A 17435-nucleotide genomic window follows, 5' to 3' on the forward strand; every position below is an offset into this window, starting at 1 on the left:
CTTCTCCCCCAGGGTCAGAAAGTCGGAGCGACGGCCGGTGCGGACACGAGGACGTAGCCCAGGCGTTGCTGCAACTCGTTGGTGCCGCAGCCCGTCACCGAGTCGAAGCGGTTGAGGTTGGGGACCCCTGTCTGCTTGCAGCGGTCCAGGGGCTTGGACGGCAGGCCCTCCGGCGGTGAGCTGTAGACGCGGCCGCCACCGGAGATCCGGGTCTTGCCGTCGCAGTTCGCGTCGAGTGACGTGTACACGTCCGAGCCGTCCTGGCAGATGTTCAGCGAGGCCGTCTGGCCCGGGATGTCGATCAGCAGCACCGTGCCGAGCGGTCCTTCGCGGTAGTAACCCGGCGAGGTGCTGTGCGGCGAGCTCCAGTGGTCGGTCGGCCACTGGTTGTTGAAGTGACGGCTCAGGACCGTGTACGCCCGGACCCAGCCGAGCTGCTTCTGGAAGATCGACCCCTCGCAGGTCTCCGAGGTCGAGTCGAACCTCTGGACGCCGTTGGAGCACCGGTAGAGCCCGATGACCGGGATGTTGGTCGGCTTGACCGAGTAAACGGCCCCGATCTCGCTCAGCAGCGTCGCTCCCTCGCAGTCCGCCTGGATCGCGGTGAAGTGGTCCTCGCCCTGCTTGCAGGAGTAGAGACGGACGGTGTTCGGATCCGTCGGCGGCACCGTCATGCCGCGCGGCGTCTCGAAGCGGTAGCCGGGCAGCGCGGGCACGTCCGTGGGACCGGTGTAGTGCTCGCCCTTCTCGTTGACGAAACGGCCCAGTTGGCCCGCCGCCGGCAGTGGCCGCGACGCGTTGGCGAGGATCCGCACCTCAGGGGCGACGCCCTGCTGCACGCGGACCTCGTCGATCAGGCCGGCGAAGCGGTCGGCGTCGGCGCCCTGTGCCTTGGCACGGCCGAGCGCGAACCTCCCCTCGGCGTTCCACATCTGGAACTTCTCGGTGCCGGCGAGTTTCCCGTCGACGTACAGGCGCAGCTGTCCCGCCGCGTGGTCGTAGACACCCGCCAGGTGCGTCCACCGGCCTGGCACGGCCTGCTCGGCCGAGAGCGCCTTCACCATCGGCGCCGCGTCGGAGTCCTGCACGTGCGAACCGAACGACCACCTCTTCGACTCCGCTCGGTACTGCAGGGCGTAACCGCTCACGCGGTTGCCGTCCTGACTGAGCACCGTGTAGGTCCGCTTGTCGTCGTCGAGGCGGGCCCACGCCTGCACGGAGAAGCTGTCACGGGTGTTGGCACCGATCGCCGTCGCCGGGGCCGAGGCCGTCCCGTCGAACTTGAGCGCCGAACCGAAAACGCCTGGCACGTAAGACGTTCCGCTCGACGGCGCCAGGTTGTTCGCGCGCCACGAACTGTCGTTCGCGTTGCTGCCGTTGAAGTCGTACAACCCGAACTCGGACGGCGAGTGGTCACCGTAGACCTTGGCGACCTCACCGGAGGTGAGCGCGCGGCCATAGGCACGGACGTCCTCAACGCCCCGGTACCACCAACTGCCCTTCACGCCGTCCCACTTGCTGCGGCCGATCGTGAACGGACCGGTGGCATTCCACCCGGTCACGCCGACCTGCACGGCCGACAGCACACCGTTGACGTAAAGCCGGAGCTGCTTCGACGTGGGGGCGTCCGACGGAGCCTCGTTCGGCGGAGCGTCGTAGACCACCGTGAGGTGTGTCCAGCGGGTGAGCTGCGCCGGCTCGGACGAGACGAGCACGGTCGCCGAGCCGCCGTTCACGTCCTCCTTCGGTGCGACGACCGCCCACCTGCCGGAATCACCGTTGTAGGACAGGACGAACGCGCTGTCGTGCGTGCCTTCCTGCGCCACGATCGACCTGTTCCCGGTAATGCCGTTCTCCGCGTACGCCCAAGCCGACACGCTGTAGCTGCCCGAGGTGTCGATGATCGGACCGGCGGTCTCACCTGCCTGGCTCGACCCGTTGAGCCACACGCCGCCGTTCGCCGGACCGGAGATCCAGCCGCTGCCGGGGCTGAGGGTGACCGTGTTGCCGCGGCCACTGCTGTCGGCGCCCGTGAGACCGGTGGCCTCGCGGAACTTCCAGTGACCGGCGTCCGCGACCGGCAGCGTGGCGACCGGCTGGTCCTGCGACGGGTAGGACCCGTAGAGGTCGAACACGCCCTTGTTGTCGAGGGCGCCGGTGTAGAAGCGGACGTCGTCGATCGAGCCCGTCCAGCGCTCGGCCGGTGCGCTGCGAAGCTTGGCGCGGCCGATCTGGAGACCGCCGTTCGCCTGCCACGTGGAGTTGACCACGCCGTCGCCGACCCGGTTGCCTTCGACGTAGAGCAACACCTGCTTCGCGGCGCGGTCGTACACGCCGACGAGGTGCACCCAGCCGTTGAAGTCGTCGACCTCCGCCGACACGGCGGCCACGGTGACCTTGGTGGCGTCGGTGTCGTCCTCGGTCATCTCGAAGACCCAGTTGCCCATGTGGTCGCGGTCCTTGAAGAAGCCGAGGCGGAACTTGCTGTTGTGCTCACCGTCCTGACTCACAGCGATCCGCTTGCAGGTCGAGCTGCAGTTGGCGGGGAGCTTGACCCACGCCGACACCGTGAAGTTCTGGTCGGTGCGGACCACGGCGTCGGTGGAGACCTCGGCGTTGGTGCCGTTGAACGACGCCGCGTTGCCGAGGCGACCAGGTGCGTAGGTGGCGTTGGTCAGAGTGCCTGCCTTGCCACCCACCGAGTCGGCGGCGTTCGTGCCGGTGCCCTCGTCGAACTGCCACTTGTGCACGAGGTTGAGGTCACGGCCCGCCTTGTCGCGGATTTCGTCGGCGAACAGCGCGCGGTTGTGGACCTCGACGTCGTCGATCGCGCCTGGGAAGAGGTCGACGTCGGCGCCGTTCCACTGGGCACGGCCGATGCGGAACTGGCCGTCCGGCCGGTCCCAGGCGTCCGGGTTCGTGGCAGAGGCGGACTCGACGCCGTTGACGTACAACGTCATCCGGTCGCTGGTCGCGTCGTAGGTGCCGACCAGGTGAGTCCACGCGCCAAGCTGCGCGACCGAGCCGATCGCGCGCGGCCAGATGGTGCCGCCGCCCGTCTGGTCCTTGCTGAACATCGCGAACGCCCAGTGCCCGTCGGCCGTCGCCTGCAACTGGAACGCGCTGACCGCGTTGCCGTCCTGGGAGAGCACGGCCGGGTAGCGGTCGGTGACGACCTTGTCCAGGCGCGCCCACGCGCTGACGGAGAAGCTGCGCGACGTGTCCACCGCGTGCCCTGCCCGCAACGACGATCCGGGGACACCGGTCAGGCGGACGGCGAGGTCCTTTGGATCGGAGTTGTCGCTCTGCCCGCCGACCCAGCTGACCGGGTCGCCAAGGGTCGCGTTCCCGCCGTAGCCGGACGTGTCGGCGCCGTCGCCGTCGAGCCGCCACTGGCGGACCGGGTCCGCGTCGAGCTTGACGATGTCGCCGATCTCGTCCGCCGCCAAGACCCTGCTGTAGACCCGGACGTCGTCGAGGTCACCCTGCAGAGCGGCGCCCTGCTGGTCGTTGCCCATGACGAACGCCCCGGCCGAGTCCCAGAACGGCTTGGCCGCCGCCTGGCTCACCACGGGCTGCCCACCGTTCACGTACAGGGTCGCCTTCTTGGTGCCGGAGTCGAAGACCGCGGTCAGGTGCGTCGGCGTGTCCTTGACGGCGGTGCCGGGGCCGGTCTGTGCGAGCACGTTCCACGCGGTGTTGCCGTTGCCCTCGGTCATGCCGAACTGCCAGCGGCCGTCCTTCTGCTGCAACACGAACCCGCTGGAGTCCGGACCGTCCTGCGACAGCACCGTCATCGGGACGTTCGTGTCCGTGAGCGTCACGTAGGCCGAGACGCTGAAACTCTTGTCCGTGCGCACGACCGGACCCGTGGTGCGAGCCTGACCCGAGCCGTCGAAGCGCAGTGCGTGGTTCAACGGTTGCGGACGCTGCTCGAAGAACGAGACACCACCGGACAGCGTCGCTGACTCGCCGTTGGACACGGAGTTGCGCGCGACTGTGGCACGGTCCTCCTCGAAGCGCCAGTGGCCTGCCTGGACGTTGTCGCGACGGACCTCACCGCGCACCTCGGTGTCGGTGAGCGCGCGGTCGTACGTGCGCACGTCGTCGATCGCGCCGAGCCAGTTGTTGACGAAGGCGCTCTGCGCCTTGGCCTGGCCGATGCGCAGGTCACCCGCGGCGTTCCAGGGCGAACTGGCCTGCGAGGTGCCCTGCAGCACTCCGTTGACGTACATGCGGACCTGCTTGGTCGCCGCGTCGAACGTGCCGGTGAGGTGTGTCCAGGCGCCGAGAGTCGGTTCCTCCAGCGACCTCACGCCCGCCCACGTGGTCGGGCTCGCGGAGTCCTGTTGTGGCATCACGAAGACCCAGCGCCGGTGGTCGGCCTGGTACTGAAGGCAGAAGCCGCAGACCACGTTGCCGTCCTGGCTCACCGCGGAGCGCCACCACTGGTCGAGACCGCCGTCGAGCCGCACCCACGCCGACACGCTGAAGCTCGAGTCGGTGCGCACCGAGTTCGGCGCCGTGGCGTGGCCGCCCATTCCGTCGAGCGTCAGAGCCGAACCCGAGGCTCCCGCGCTGTAGCTCGTGGTGCCGTGCGCGGTGCCGTGCCGGTCGCCCAGGTACGCGCTGTCGTTGACGTTGCCGTCCATCGTGTACTGGGCGATCGCGCCGCTGCCCGCGCGGACGTAGATGTGGTGGATCTGCTTCGGGCCGGGGTTGCCCGCCTTGTCCTTGACGCGCACGAACAGGTCGCGCGGCCCGTCACCGGGCGGCGTCAGCGTGACGGTGGCCGTACCGCCCAGCCGGTCCGCGTTCACGGACTTGGACGGGGTCCACTCGCCGTCGTCCCAGGTGTACTCGAACCGGTCGACGTCGGCGTCCTTGGCGGTGAAGGTGAACTTGCCCGCCACGGTCGTGCCGCCGTGCCACCGGTTGTCCGCGGGGTAGGCGAGGCTCGTGACGTCCGGCATGTTCACCGGCGCCGTGCGGTCGACCCGGAACTGCTTCGGCCCGATCACGTAGCCGCCCTGCTTCGCGCCGTCGGACGCCGCCACGAACCACGTGATCAGGCGGTCGTCGTCGACGTTCACGAGCGAGACGTCCTTGGCCGCAAGCGAACCCGAGCCGTGCGGACCGGACGACAACACGCGCTTGTTCTGCTTCGCCGGATCGCCGGGAACGACGTCGTCGTACACGTCCCAGACGCCGTTGACCTGGTCACCGTCCGGATCGGACAGTCGCGCGCGCAGCTGGATCGTCGAGTCGCCGACCCACGGCATGCCGTCGCAGTTGGCGCACGCCTGGAGGTTCAGGTCGGTCGACGGCTCGGTCGGCGTGTTCGGGGTGCCGTTGTAGTAGATGACCAGCTTCGACTCGCCGGGGTTGAACTTCCGCCAGAAGTCCTGGTTGTTCTCATCCGCGGCGCGGATCGAGAACGTCGAGTTGCCGCCCTTGTCGATCTGGTCGGGGAAGTTGCCGGCCGTGAAGGAGAGGTACTTGTGCCCGGAGCAGCCGTTGTACACGGCCGGGATCCCGATCTCGCTGATCACGCCCCAGTCCGCCGGCTGGTTGTTCCAGTTCGTCCCGGAGCCGACGTCCCACTGGGACTGGTACAGGCGGTGGTTGTGCGTCACGTTGCACGTGGGTGAGTGCACGACCGCGACGTCGAGCCTCGCCGAGGAGATGTCCTTGCCGGCGAGGAAGCTGGTGTTGTACTGGAAGTACGTCCTGGTCTTCAGGTTCCACCCGTAGGCCTTGCCGGACCTGGCGGTGGGGTTGATCCCGATCCACCAGGCGTTCGTGTCCTCGGCCTGGGTGTTGAAGCCGTTCCAGTGCGTGCCGTCGCGCATCGCGTTGGTGCCGTCGTCGTAGACCGTCGTCCAGCCGTCGTTCGTGCCGGTGTGCGGTCCGGGGTCGACGTACACCGGGTAGACCGTCGCGGGATCGGTGAGCATGCCCTGGTGCGGCACCAGAGTGAGGGAGTCGGCGGCGAGTTCCACCCCGACGACCTGCTGGTCGGTGCGCGGCGCCTCCGGGTTCTCCTGCTTCTTCGAGTCCCACATCAGCGACGTGGGCACCTCGAACACCGTCGCGCCGGCCGCGTCGACCATGGTGAACGCGCCGTTCTCACCGGGCTTGAGCGTGAGTCCGTCGGTCTTGACGCCGAACCGGACGCGCGCGACCTCCTTCGCCGCCTCGCGGTTCTTCACGACGAGGAGCTGCTGGTAGCCGTCGTTGCGCGCGATCATCCGCAGGTCGATGCCGGGGAGGACCTCGGAGTAGGTCGCGACCGGGCCGTCGAGCGCCGGCGCCGGCAGGTTTCCCTGCCAGGTCAGCTCGAACGACCTGCCTTCCTTGCTCAGCCGCACGAGCGGCTCGTTCGCACCGCCGTCGGAGAAGACGAGACCGGCCCCGGTGGCCTTGGGTGCGATTGCGCCGCCTTCGGGCGCGAGGTCCGTGTTGATCGACGTCCACTTGCCGTCGGTCTGCACCCGTTGCGGGGCCGCCGAGAGAAGTGCCTTGAGCCGCCCGTCCGGCTGCGCGAACACCTCACGCGTCGAGGTGCGCAGGTTGAGGGCCTCGACCTCGGTGCCCTGCGCGCGGGCGGCCATCAGCGCACTGCCGGTGTCCGGCGCCTCGGTGACGGGAACTGCTAGCGGTGGAGCCTTCGGCGCGCTGGCGGTGACGACGACAGCGGTGGCCACGATCGTCACGGCCAGAAGTGCCCCGACAAGTTTTTTGGGCGCGCGCAGGCGTGACTGCCCCGCCGCCCCTCGGCGGTCGAACAAGTGGGTCCCCCGTGGTCACGCGCATGTCCCCCGACAACACGCGGACTAAACATCAACGGCCGAATACTCACAAATAGACGGTCTGATACCTATAGTCCGAATGGGTGACGACCATCACGCGTGAGCAGACTGTGAGTTCGGACATTTCGCACGCAGAATGGTCATTTGACCCCGGCAAGACACCCGTTTATAGAACAAATGTTCGAACGTGGGGCATGGGCACACGTCACGTCCCCACTGTCCGCCCCACCGGCGCACGTCACTTTCAGCTCATAGCCACGTACGTGGTCAGCCCGTGATCGTGAACTTCACGATGTCGCCTTCTTCGACGCGCTCGACCGGCAGCCCGGCGACCGGCCGTGCCGCGAAGTCGACACCGTATGGACGCGACTTGACGACGACGATCTTTCGGATGCCGTGGTGCTTGAGGACGTCGATGCTGCGCTGGTCCGGGAACGTCCTGGTCGCCTCGGAGATCTCCTGGTACTGCGGGGGGAAGTTGCCGGAGTTGCCGTTCGCGAGCTTCGGGAAGCCCTCGGTCGACCAGAGCAGGTAGGTGAAGTCGCTCGTGTCGTCGATCGGCAGCATCAGGATCGGCTCCTGGGTCTGCTCGAACACGCGCGCCACATCCGGCGGGATGCCGGGAGCTTGCACGTGCGGCCAGCGCGGAATGCCTTCCAGCAACGCCGCGAGCGCCGGGACGAGCAGGTAGATCGCGATGAGTTTCAGGGCCACCTGCGTGCGGTCGACCAGCAGTCTGCCGAACTCCGTCACCGCTCCCGCCGCGAGCAGCGCCAGCGGAAGGATCGCCCAGAGCACCAGCCGTCCTGGTGTGCGCATGGCGTCCCAGCCAGGAACGAAGTCCCACAGGAAGCGGTACAGGGCTCCGTCGAGGAAGTTCACCCCGAGCGACAGGACGACGGAGAGCACGACGGCGGATCCGAGCAGCACGCGCACACGGACCCGCCACGCGCTGACGAAGAGGCCGATCACGGCCAGCAGCACAACGACGAGTCCGGGGAACAGCAGCTTCTCGCCGATGCCCGGCTCCGGGATCGTGCTGTGGTCGTTGAAGATCGTCTCGACCCACAACCAGGTCTCGTACGGAGCCGTCCACAACCCGTTCACCGGCGGTGAGAACACCTCGATCTCACGCCAGGTCCGCGCGAAGCCGTAGGTCTCCAGCACCCGCATGTAAGGCGTCACCAAGAACCAGGTGACCACAAGGAACACTGCGGCGCCGTAGGCGTTCGCGATCACAACCGGCCGGGACCGCCTGCGCCAGGCGGAGACCGCGACCACCAGCCCGACCAGTCCCATGAGATAGACGAACGGGAGGCCGATGGCGAACCCGATCGACACCTGCCAGGCGGCGATCAGCCACCCGGCGAAGATCCACCAGGGTCGGGGCTCGGTCCGCTCCTGGAACGAGTACCCGTGACCGCGGGCCAGCGCCCACAGCGCAAGGGCGATGCCACCGGTCGACACGACGTTGAGGTGGTGCAGGTGGGAGAGCCGCCACGGCGCCCAGGCGAACACCACACCGGCCAGCGCGGCTGCTTGCCAGCTGCTGCCGAGTTGCTTGGCCAGCAGGTAGCAGCCGGCGAACGCCAGCGCGAAGGCCAGCACGAACGCGACGTTGTAGCGGAAGACGGCCGCATACTGACCATCACCGAACAGGCTCAGCGGGAGGTAGCCGAGCAAGGTGTCGGTGAACGCGAAGTTGTCCTCCGCCGGGTAGAACTGGTTCGCGGTCCACAGGTCGCCGCCCTCGGTCAGGAAGCGGTGCAGCCAGGCCAGTTCCCACGTCTGCAGCAGCGGGTCGCCCAGACCACCGGTGATCAACGACCGCGGGTTCAGCACGATCCGGAAGTTGAAGACCATCGAGATCAGCAGACCGAAGTAGAAGGCCACCGCGGCCTCGGACCTCAGCAACCGCCCTGCCCCGCGCAGGACCCGCCGACGTCGCTGCTCCCCCTGTTCGGAAACGGTGCCCGATTCCGAAATCGCCCCCACTAACCGACCTCCCGCGCAGCCCAGCCGGGCATCCCCGAACGCCCAACTGGGCACTTCGTGGTGACTGTACTGCGTACGGGTGAAGGGTCGGCATGCTTCGCAGCAACCGCGGTGGACCGCAGAGGTTCATCACATCCGAGACGCACTGATGGGGCGGTACGCGAACACGATGTGGAACGGCGGTACCGTCTGTCACGTCGAACGCCCAGGCTACGCGCCGTGCGGAGCAATCACCTTTCGTCTTTCCGCGACCGAAACACCGCCATTGCTTCGAGCCACGGTGGCGTGTGACACAAGGAAGTCACGACTTGCCAGGTCGGCGCGATACCGATCTGTCGTCTTCGGCACAATGTTGCGGTCTGACGGTTATCTGGAAGGGGGTGCCAGGCGTGACCTGGCAAGAAGAGCTGCAGAAGCTCGACCTGGAGCTGGCCTCAGGTCGAATCTCTGCGGACGACTACCGCCGGCGCAGGGACGAGGTGCTGGCTGGTTCAGAGTCAGCTCCGCCCCAGCCCCAGCCCCAGCAGCAGGCTCCCTTCGCCGCGCCGTACCGCTGGCAGGCGATGCCTCCTCAGCAACAGGCGCCCAATCCCGACGCGACCCAGGTCGTGAGCACGGGGCAGCAGGCAGCGCCCAACCCCGACGCGACCCAGGTGGTCAACACGCAACAGGGAGGCGACTCCGAGCGCACCCAGTACGTCCGGCCGGTCGGCGCGCCCGACCCGCAGCAGGGCGGCTGGCAGTCCGGTCCCCCGGCACCGCCGCCCTGGGTGAGCGGCGACGGCGGGTTCGGACCGATGGGGAGCTCCACCCCCGGCTGGATCGCCCAGGGGCCCGAGGCGTTCGACGACGCGGGCAAGAGCAGCGGCAAGGGCCGCATCTTCGCGATCGTCGGCGTGGTGCTGGTGCTGGCGCTGATCGGTGGCGGCATCTGGTGGTTCACGACCAAGTCCGGTGGTGGCGGCACCGGAGGCGAGACCACGGCGCAGACCACCACGCAGACGACGTCGACCAAGCCGAAGCCGAAGGACGACCTGGACATCGTCGCCCTTCCCGGCAACAAGGAAGACCAGAGCGGGATCAAGACGTTCGAGGACATCGTGGCGCAGAAGCTCCTCACCGAGGAGGAGAACACCGTGTACACCACGGGCGGCGCGACCAATGCACGTGTCGCGGTGTCGAAGCTGCCGAACGGTGACGTGATTCAGGTCATCACCGTGCAGCTGAGCGACGCGGCCGCGGCGACCACCGCCCGCGAAGCCTTGGCCACGTTGCAGACGAAGTACAACATGAAGAACTACACGGGCGGCAGCGTCCCCGAGGACGTGTCGGCCCACCAGATCGACGTCGAGGGCGACAAGAAGGGCTCGGCTCGCGCGCACTACGTGCACAAGAGCACCCTCGTGCGCCTCCAGGTCGCGGGCAAGGACCAGGCCGCGATCAGCAAGGACTTCGACTCCGTCCTCGCGGCGCAGCTCGAGTTCCTGCCGTCCGGCTCGTGACCTCGACGGGCGACCATCGGGTGGTCGCCTGCACGGTGGCAACACGTGCCCAGCTCCCCGCCACACGGGCGCTGGGCACGTCCTACCTGGAACACCACCCCGAACACGACTTCGTCGCCGTCGACCTGGAAGACCCACCGGACTGGCTGGGGATCTCCGAGGACGAGTACCTCGAGCTCGCGACCGCCCACGACGTCGGTGAACTGACCGAAGTCATAACGCCACAGGTGGTGCGAGGGCTCCTCGAGAAGTACGACGTCGTCGTCAAGCTCCCGCCGCGCGCCCTCGTGCTGGCACCTCTCGCTTCCTTCGGCTCCCCCGGATTCGTCGATCTGTCGGACTCGGCGCTCGCGCACTGGAACCTGCACGAGCGGCCGCTCGAGGGCGCGAACCTGATCAGGTTCGACGACTACGACCCGAGCACGCCGTGGGTGATCGCGCCGGACAGCCCGCAGGTGCTGTTCTCCGAACGACCCGAGCTGAAGCGGATCTACGACGAGTACGCGAGTCTCGTCGAGCCGCACGACGCGCCGTACCGCTTCGGCTTCCTCGCGGACGGAACGCCGATCACCGCTCCGATGCGCATGCTCTTCCACGAGACGCGCACGCGCGCGAACCCGCTCAACCCGACCGGCGAGAAGCCCTCGCACGCCTTTGACGGCGACCACTTCCGGGAGTGGCTCCGGCTCCCCGCGACACCGGTCGAACGCGTCAACGGCTTCAACCGGCTCGCGCTGGCCGTCTGGCGGTCACGCGTCGATTTGCAGGTGGCTTTCCCGCACCCGTTCGGTCCGGGTTTCCGGCAATGGTGCCGGTTGCACGGCACGCACGAAGGCCTTCCCGAGTGGGCGCTTCCCGGTGAGCCGCTCGAACCCGCCGCGCCCGTCGACCAGTTCGGCGTCAACGTCGCCGGCTACCACACGGCCGAGCTGGGCATCGGCGAGATGGGCCGCGTCGTGCTGCGGGTGCTGGAGGCCGCGAAGGTCCCGCACGTGTCCGTGGTCGAGGAGCACTCGATCACCACGACCGTCCGAACAGGACTTGAAGCACCAGCATCCGTTGGCGCGCCGAGGTTTCCGATCAGCGTGATCACCGTCAACGGTGACTTCACCGCGCCGTTGCTGGAAGCGAACCCCGAGGTGGGCCACGACCGCTACCGCATCGGACTGTGGGCTTGGGAGCTCGAGGACTTCCCCGCGTCGATGCACCACGGCTTCGCCCACGTCGACGAGATCTGGACGGTGAGCGAGTTCTCCCGCCGTGCCATCTCCGCGCATTCACCGGTACCCGTGCACACGATTCCGGTGCCGGTGCCCGACCCCGGTGAGCCGCGCCACGAGCCGGGCGGCCGCACGCGCTTCCTCTTCGCGTTCGACTACAACAGCACGGCCGGACGGAAGAACCCCTACGGTCTGGTCACCGCGTTCCGAACTGCTTTCGAGGACCGTGACGACGTCGAGCTGGTGATCAAGTCGACGAACTCGCACTCGAACGTCGCGTCCGCGGAACGGCTCCGCCTCCAGGTCGCCGGCGACGAGCGGATCACCTTGATCGAGCGCTACCTCACCGTCGGCGAGCTCACCGACCTGTACGCCACCAGCCACGCCTACGTCTCACTGCACCGCGGCGAAGGCTTCGGGCTCACTGTCGCCGAGGCGATGATCCGCGCGATCCCCGTGATCTCGACCGACTACTCGGGAACGGCGGAGTTCGTCACGCCGGAGACCGGCTGGCCGATCCCGCACACCACGGTGGAGGTCGGTCCGGGCTGGGCCCCGTATCCGGCCGGCGCTCACTGGGCCGATCCCAACCTGGACGCCGCCGCACGTGCGATGCGAGAGGTGGCCGACGACCCGGAGGAGGCACGGCGGCGTGGTGTCGCCGCACGCGCCCATCTCCTCCGCACCCGTCAGGTCGACGCCGCGGCGAGCTGGATGGCCGAACGTCTGACAGCGGCCCACGAGGAGTGGCGGGCCCGCCGCGAGCCGGTCACGGTACCGGCGCCGGTTCCCCCGTCACTCGCGAGAAGGGTCGCCAGACGGATCATCGGAACCGTCCGATCACCTGATTCACCTGCTTGACCTGCACTAGAATTCCCGGACCCCTTCTCTGCACTCCCTGGACGGCTGATGTCGGAAGCACGCCTGGCGGACGCTCTCGTACGCCTTGATCAGAACAAGGAGCTGCGGCTTCCGCTGCGGTCCCGCGACCTGCTCGGCAGGTTCGTGATGCGACTGCTCTGGCGCCGCCAGGTGAAGTGGCAGATCGAGAACAACATCGCCACCCGCGACGCCGTCGACGCGCTGAGCAAGATGCTGCACGACCAGCAGCAGGTGCCGCGGGGCGAGCTCGCCCACGAGGTGCAACAGCTGCAGCGCGCCGACCAGAACATCATGGCCGGGCTGAACCAGCGCCTCTACGCGGCGATCGGGAGCGTTCGCACGGAGCTCAGCGACCTGCGCCTGCAGCTCGTGGACACCGGCCTGCACGAGGAGAAGGTGGACCAGCGCCTCGACGCGATCGAGGCGCAGCTCGCCGAGCTCGTCGCGGCTTCCCGGGACGCCCGCCTGCGCAACGCCCAGGTCGACCTCGTGCTCGACCGGTTCCGCCGCAGCGCCGACGCCGGGTTCGACGCGTCCACCGTCGCGATCCCGGCCAGGGCGAACGGCGTGGAGCTGGCGATCGCCGAACTGCTGGACGGGCCGGTCGAACACGTGCGCGCGGCGAGGGCGGCGCACCTGCCCGCAGTCGACGGCAGGGGCACCGTGTTCGACGCCGCGCCGTGGCGAGGCGAGTGGTTCGAGGTGTTGCGGGAGGCGGGCATCTCCGCCCAAGGCGCGTCAGCGAACCCGTCGGTCGTCAAGCACAACGCGGAACTCGGCTTCCACCTCGACGAGGCGGACCCGCTGGACGCGCTCGCCGCGGTCGACAAGCGTTCGCTCGGTGCCGTCACCGCTTTCCGCTTCGTCGAACGGCTGTCGCCGGAGACATTGGGGCAGTTCGTGTCGCTGGCCGCGGAGTCGTTGCGGCCGGGAGGCGTGCTGCTGGTGGAGAGTCTGGCCGCCGGCCCCGAGTTCCACGTCGACCCGTTCGCGCTGCGGCCGGTGCACCCCACCTATCTGCGTTTCCTGGCCGAGACGGCGGGCTTCGCCGAGGTGACGACCGATCGCCGCGAACACCCGCTCGGCGCGCGCTTCACGCTGACCGCACGGATGTGACCGTGTCCAACAGCATGTGGAGCCCGCTGCCGCCCGAACGCAGCGGTATCGCCGACTACACCCACGAGCTCCTCTCCCACCTGGGCGACGACGTCGAACCCGTGGACCGTGCCAGTCCACGGGCACGGTCCACGGGCGTGGCGTGCTACCAGATGGGCAACCACGCAGGCGTGCACTCGTGGATCTACGACCAGGCGCTCACGGCACCGGGCGTGGTCGTCCTGCACGAGATGTCTTTGCTGGACTTCAACCTGGGCTACTGCCAGGGGCTCACCCCTGAGTTCTACAAGGAGCTGAAGGACGCGCATGGCCCCATCTGGGGAGATCCGCAAGATCCGGCCCTGCTGCACGGGCTGCCCGCGGTCGAGGTCGACGGTGTGCAGATGCTCGACAGTCGCACCATGACGTTGGAGAGCCGCGTCGTGACGGCGAGCCGCGGTGTGATCGTCCACGACCCGCACTCGGCGGCGTTGCTGCGTGAACGCTTCCCCGGCAAGCCGGTCTTCGTGGTACCGCACGGCGCACCGCTGCGCGACGACACCGACCGCGAGGCCATCCGTTCGCGGTTCGGGTGGACCGACGAGCACGTGGTGTTCGGAGTCTTCGGCGGCTTCAACCGGATCAAGCGCATCCTCGTGACGGTGCTGGCGTTCGCCGAGGTGCGCAGGCGTTGGCCGAACGCCCGGATGCTGATCGCGGGGCACGTCGACTACCCGGACGTGCACGCTGACGTCGTCAGCGCGATCGAGCAGTTCGGCCTCGAGGATTCGGTCCACCTTGAGCTCAGCCCGGCGAAGGACGCGTTCGAGGACCTGATCACGGCGGCCGACGTCGTGATCAACCTGCGTTGGCCGACGATGGGCGAGACCAGCGGTGTGATGATGCGAGCGTTCGGCGCCGGCCGGATGGTGATCACGAGCGACCTGCCCCAGCACCGCCACCTCGACAGCGCGTTCTGCCCGCGCGTCCCGACCGAGCCGGCTCGGGAGGCGGAGAAGCTGGTGGCACTGCTGGAGAACGTGGTTGAGAACCCGGCCAATGCCCGTGCTGCGGGCAAGCTGGCGCGCGACTGGGTCGCCGAACACGCCTCGTGGCCGGTTGCGGCCGACGGTTACCGACGTGCGCTGAACGGCGTCGCCGTGTGTGAGAAGCCCGACGACGTCGTTCCGGCCGGTGTGAACCTCTTCGCCGACCTGCGTGCGACAACCGGTCTGTCGGAGTCGTTCCGGCGTGCCAGCTCGGCGATGCGGCGGGCCGGCCTGCCGATGACGTACACCGAGTTCAACTCACGCGCACCAGTCCGCACGGTGCCGGTGCCGCACAAAATGCTGGAGCTGCGCGGCGGCAAGGATCACCCGATCGACCTGTGGATGGTGAACCTCAACGAGTTCCAGCTCATCCCGGACACGGCACTCGACCGGTACACGATCGCGCTGTGGGCGTGGGAGATGCCGGAAATCCTGGACTACACGCTCCAGCAACTGCCGCGCGTGAACGAGCTGTGGGTCGTGTCGTCCTACGTGGCCGAGACGTTCCGGACCGCGACCGACGTGCCGATCACGGTCGTGCCGAACGTGGTCACCGAGATCTCGCCGTCGCCGGACCGTGCGCGCTTCGGCCTGAACGAGGACGCGTTCGTGGTGCTGTTCACCTTCAGCGCCTCGTCGAGCGACGCGCGGAAGAACCCTTGGGGTGTGATCGAGGCGTTCCGGCGGGCCTTCGCACCGCACGAACGCGGCACCGCGGCGCAACTCGTGATCAAGGTGGTCGATCTCGACATCTTCCCGCTGATGGCGGCCGCGCTGCAAACAGCGGTCGCCGACGTCAACGGGCTGCTGATCACGGGTGACCTGACCCGTACCGAGATGGACTCACTTCTCGCGAGCTGCGACGTGTACGCCTCACTGCACCGTTCGGAGGGGTTCGGCATGGGCATGGCGGAGGCGATGTCGATCGGCAAACCGGTCGTGGCCACGGGCTACAGCGGCAACACCGACTTCATGCCGCCAGGATCGGCCGGGGTGGTCGGCTACGACATCCGCCCGATCACCATGGCCGACCACCGCTACGACGAGCGCTTCGCCGACTGGTACCGCCCCGGCCTGCTGTGGGCGGAACCGAACGTCCCGCAGGCGGCCGCGTGGCTGCGCCGCCTGGCGGACAGCCCGACGCTGCGGGCCCGCATGGGCGCGGCGGCCCGCCAGGCGATCTGGGAGCGGTGCAGCTACGAAGCGGTCGGCAAGATCATCCGCGATCGCGTCGAGGCTATCTACGAGGAGCGTTCTCCAGCTCGATGAGACGTGCCTCGAGCGCGGCGATCCGCTGCCGCGCCCTGGTGGTCTCCTGTTCGGCGTGCTGTGCGGCCACGCGCAGCGCGTCGAACTCGATCAACTCGTGCTGCTTCGTCTGCTCCGCCTCCCGAAGGGCTTCCTCGAGCCTGCGGATGTACGCGATCTCGGCCATGCGCGCCTCCCGCTGCTCGGCGACCTCGGCTCGGGTGTAGTCGTCGAACACGTTCGCGGGCACGGCGAGCAGTTCGAGTGCTTCGGTGTCGTCCGCCTGGGCGTAGAAGCGGTTGAGGCCATCGAACAACGCGCACCGGTACCCGGCCTCGACCATCAGCGGGTCCCAGTCGTGGTGGGCGGCCTTGGTCGAGCCGGGCTCCGTCGCCTCGACGACGACCACACGCGGGCGATGCCGCTCCCAGTCTGCGCCCTCGATCACGCCGCGCTCCTCGCCCTCCACATCGATCTTGAGGAAGTCGACGTGGCCGGAGTGCTCGTCGAGCACCTCCGCGAGCGTGCGGATCTCGACCTCGACCTCGATGACCTCCAGTGTCGACTCGGCGCGGTAGGTGCTCGCCAGGGCGCCGTCAAGCGTCGACCACCCGGACCGGTTCACCACGTGGTGCAGCACGGCAGATCCGCTCTTGGGACCGAGCGCGACAGCCAGCGTCACATCCCCAGGCCGAGCCTTGCGCAGCGCCTCCGCCTGGGACGGGATCGGCTCGACGTTGATGCCGCGCCAGCCGAGGTCGTAGAAGTGCTTGGTGACCGAGTCCTCAACGGGATCCGACGCGCCGACGTCCACGTACCGGCCGCTGGCCCTGCCGTCGAAGAGCCTGGCCAGGAGGACGTCTTCCGCGTTCTGCGCGTACGAGATCACAGTGGTGAGAATATCGGGCCGCCCGGTGCGGCAACCCTGGATCGAGCCGCCGCGTCTTTACCATCAACGGAAGAGAGACCCAGGAGGACCCGATGACAGCGCTGGTGATATTAGTCACATCAGCAGGTTTGGTCTTCTTGGTGCGAACCGTAGCGGTCCTCCTGGCCGTTTCCTCAACCAAGAAGGCCAACGATTACCCTGCGCCACAAACGTCCGCCAATTGAGATACTCGTTCGGAGTACGTCTTACGGCGGAACGTTGATTTACCGTACGATCCTTTCGGGTCGTATGACTGATCAGTCACCCGAAGGGGACCTCACAGGGGTAGGTGCGCCATGGACCACGCACTGAACAAGGTCATCGAGCTGCGCGAGAGTGGCTTTCAGTTCCTCCACCTGAGGGACGACGCCGGGCAGCTCGACCGGATCATGGCGTTCAAGCAGCGCAGAGGCTTCATCGACTCGATCCTGTTCTGGTCGGAGACGGAAGCGCGCGCAGGACGTCTGCCGGCGGTTCGCGACTCGGCCAGGCCGGCCCAGGCCGTGTGGATCTACGAAGGCCCGTTGGTCGAGGCCGTGGACAGGCTGCTGGACCTGCCTGAGCCCGGCGCTCGCAACGCACCCTCGTTGATGAAGGCGACCGCGTCCGATCTGGCTGTCGTGACGACGCTGCCGTTCAAGCTGAAGCTGCCGCCAGGGGCCATCGCCTAGGCCGTCAGTCGTTTTCGAAGTCGCCGCGGATTG

At 68.0% G+C, this 17435-nt stretch carries 8 protein-coding genes; 5 read left to right on the plus strand and 3 right to left on the minus strand.

Translation table 11 applies throughout. The features are described from left to right. Positions 1-14: 14 nt before the first annotated feature. Together OG205_RS32330 and OG205_RS32335 are read right to left on the minus strand one after the other, a co-directional pair. A complete protein-coding gene (locus OG205_RS32330; RefSeq protein WP_330271727.1) occupies positions 15-6716 on the minus strand; it encodes a LamG domain-containing protein in 6702 nt (2233 codons plus the stop codon). Positions 6717-7079: 363 nt separating this feature from the next. Beyond that, positions 7080-8726: a hypothetical protein gene (locus tag OG205_RS32335; protein WP_330271728.1), complete on the minus strand. Its 1647-nt coding sequence runs from the start codon at positions 8724-8726 to the stop codon at positions 7080-7082. A 470-nt stretch (positions 8727-9196) separates the two neighbouring features. Here OG205_RS32335 and OG205_RS32340 point away from each other — a divergent pair, with 470 nt between their 5' ends. From OG205_RS32340 to OG205_RS32355, 4 genes are read left to right on the plus strand one after another with little or no spacing between them, the layout of a single operon-like run. Further along, a complete protein-coding gene (locus tag OG205_RS32340; protein ID WP_330271729.1) occupies positions 9197-10309 on the plus strand; it encodes a hypothetical protein in 1113 nt (370 codons plus the stop codon). Then, entirely contained in the window at positions 10306-12390 is a 2085-nt protein-coding gene (locus OG205_RS32345) for a glycosyltransferase (protein WP_330271730.1), read from the plus strand. The genes OG205_RS32340 and OG205_RS32345 overlap by 4 nt, the downstream gene beginning before the upstream one ends. A 48-nt stretch (positions 12391-12438) precedes the next feature. Beyond that, positions 12439-13527, plus strand: coding sequence for a hypothetical protein (locus tag OG205_RS32350; RefSeq protein WP_330271731.1), 1089 nt, complete (start codon positions 12439-12441; stop codon positions 13525-13527). A 2-nt stretch (positions 13528-13529) separates the two neighbouring features. After that, positions 13530-15824: a glycosyltransferase gene (locus tag OG205_RS32355; RefSeq protein ID WP_330271732.1), complete on the plus strand. Its 2295-nt coding sequence runs from the start codon at positions 13530-13532 to the stop codon at positions 15822-15824. On the opposite strand, the gene OG205_RS32360 is transcribed toward OG205_RS32355, so the two are convergent. Beyond that, positions 15793-16692 carry an FkbM family methyltransferase gene (locus OG205_RS32360; protein WP_330271733.1) on the minus strand — a complete coding sequence of 300 codons (900 nt, stop codon included), beginning with the start codon at positions 16690-16692 and terminating at the stop codon, positions 15793-15795. The genes OG205_RS32355 and OG205_RS32360 overlap by 32 nt on opposite strands. Positions 16693-17027: 335 nt before the next feature. Here OG205_RS32360 and OG205_RS32365 point away from each other — a divergent pair, with 335 nt between their 5' ends. Beyond that, a complete protein-coding gene (locus OG205_RS32365; protein WP_093594958.1) occupies positions 17028-17402 on the plus strand; it encodes a hypothetical protein in 375 nt (124 codons plus the stop codon). Positions 17403-17435: the final 33 nt, after the last annotated feature.

Origin of the sequence: Lentzea sp. NBC_00516 (genome assembly GCF_036346835.1) — a bacterium.
GTDB classification, from domain to species: Bacteria; Actinomycetota; Actinomycetes; order Mycobacteriales; family Pseudonocardiaceae; genus Lentzea; species Lentzea sokolovensis.

What these genes read in the sequence shown, in the direction of transcription:
- OG205_RS32350 (WP_330271731.1), top strand. Translation starts at nt 12,439, where the DNA reads ATGTCGGAAGCACGCCTGGCGGACGCTCTCGTACGCCTTGATCAGAAC.
- OG205_RS32365 (WP_093594958.1), top strand. Translation starts at nt 17,028, where the DNA reads ATGGACCACGCACTGAACAAGGTCATCGAGCTGCGCGAGAGTGGCTTT.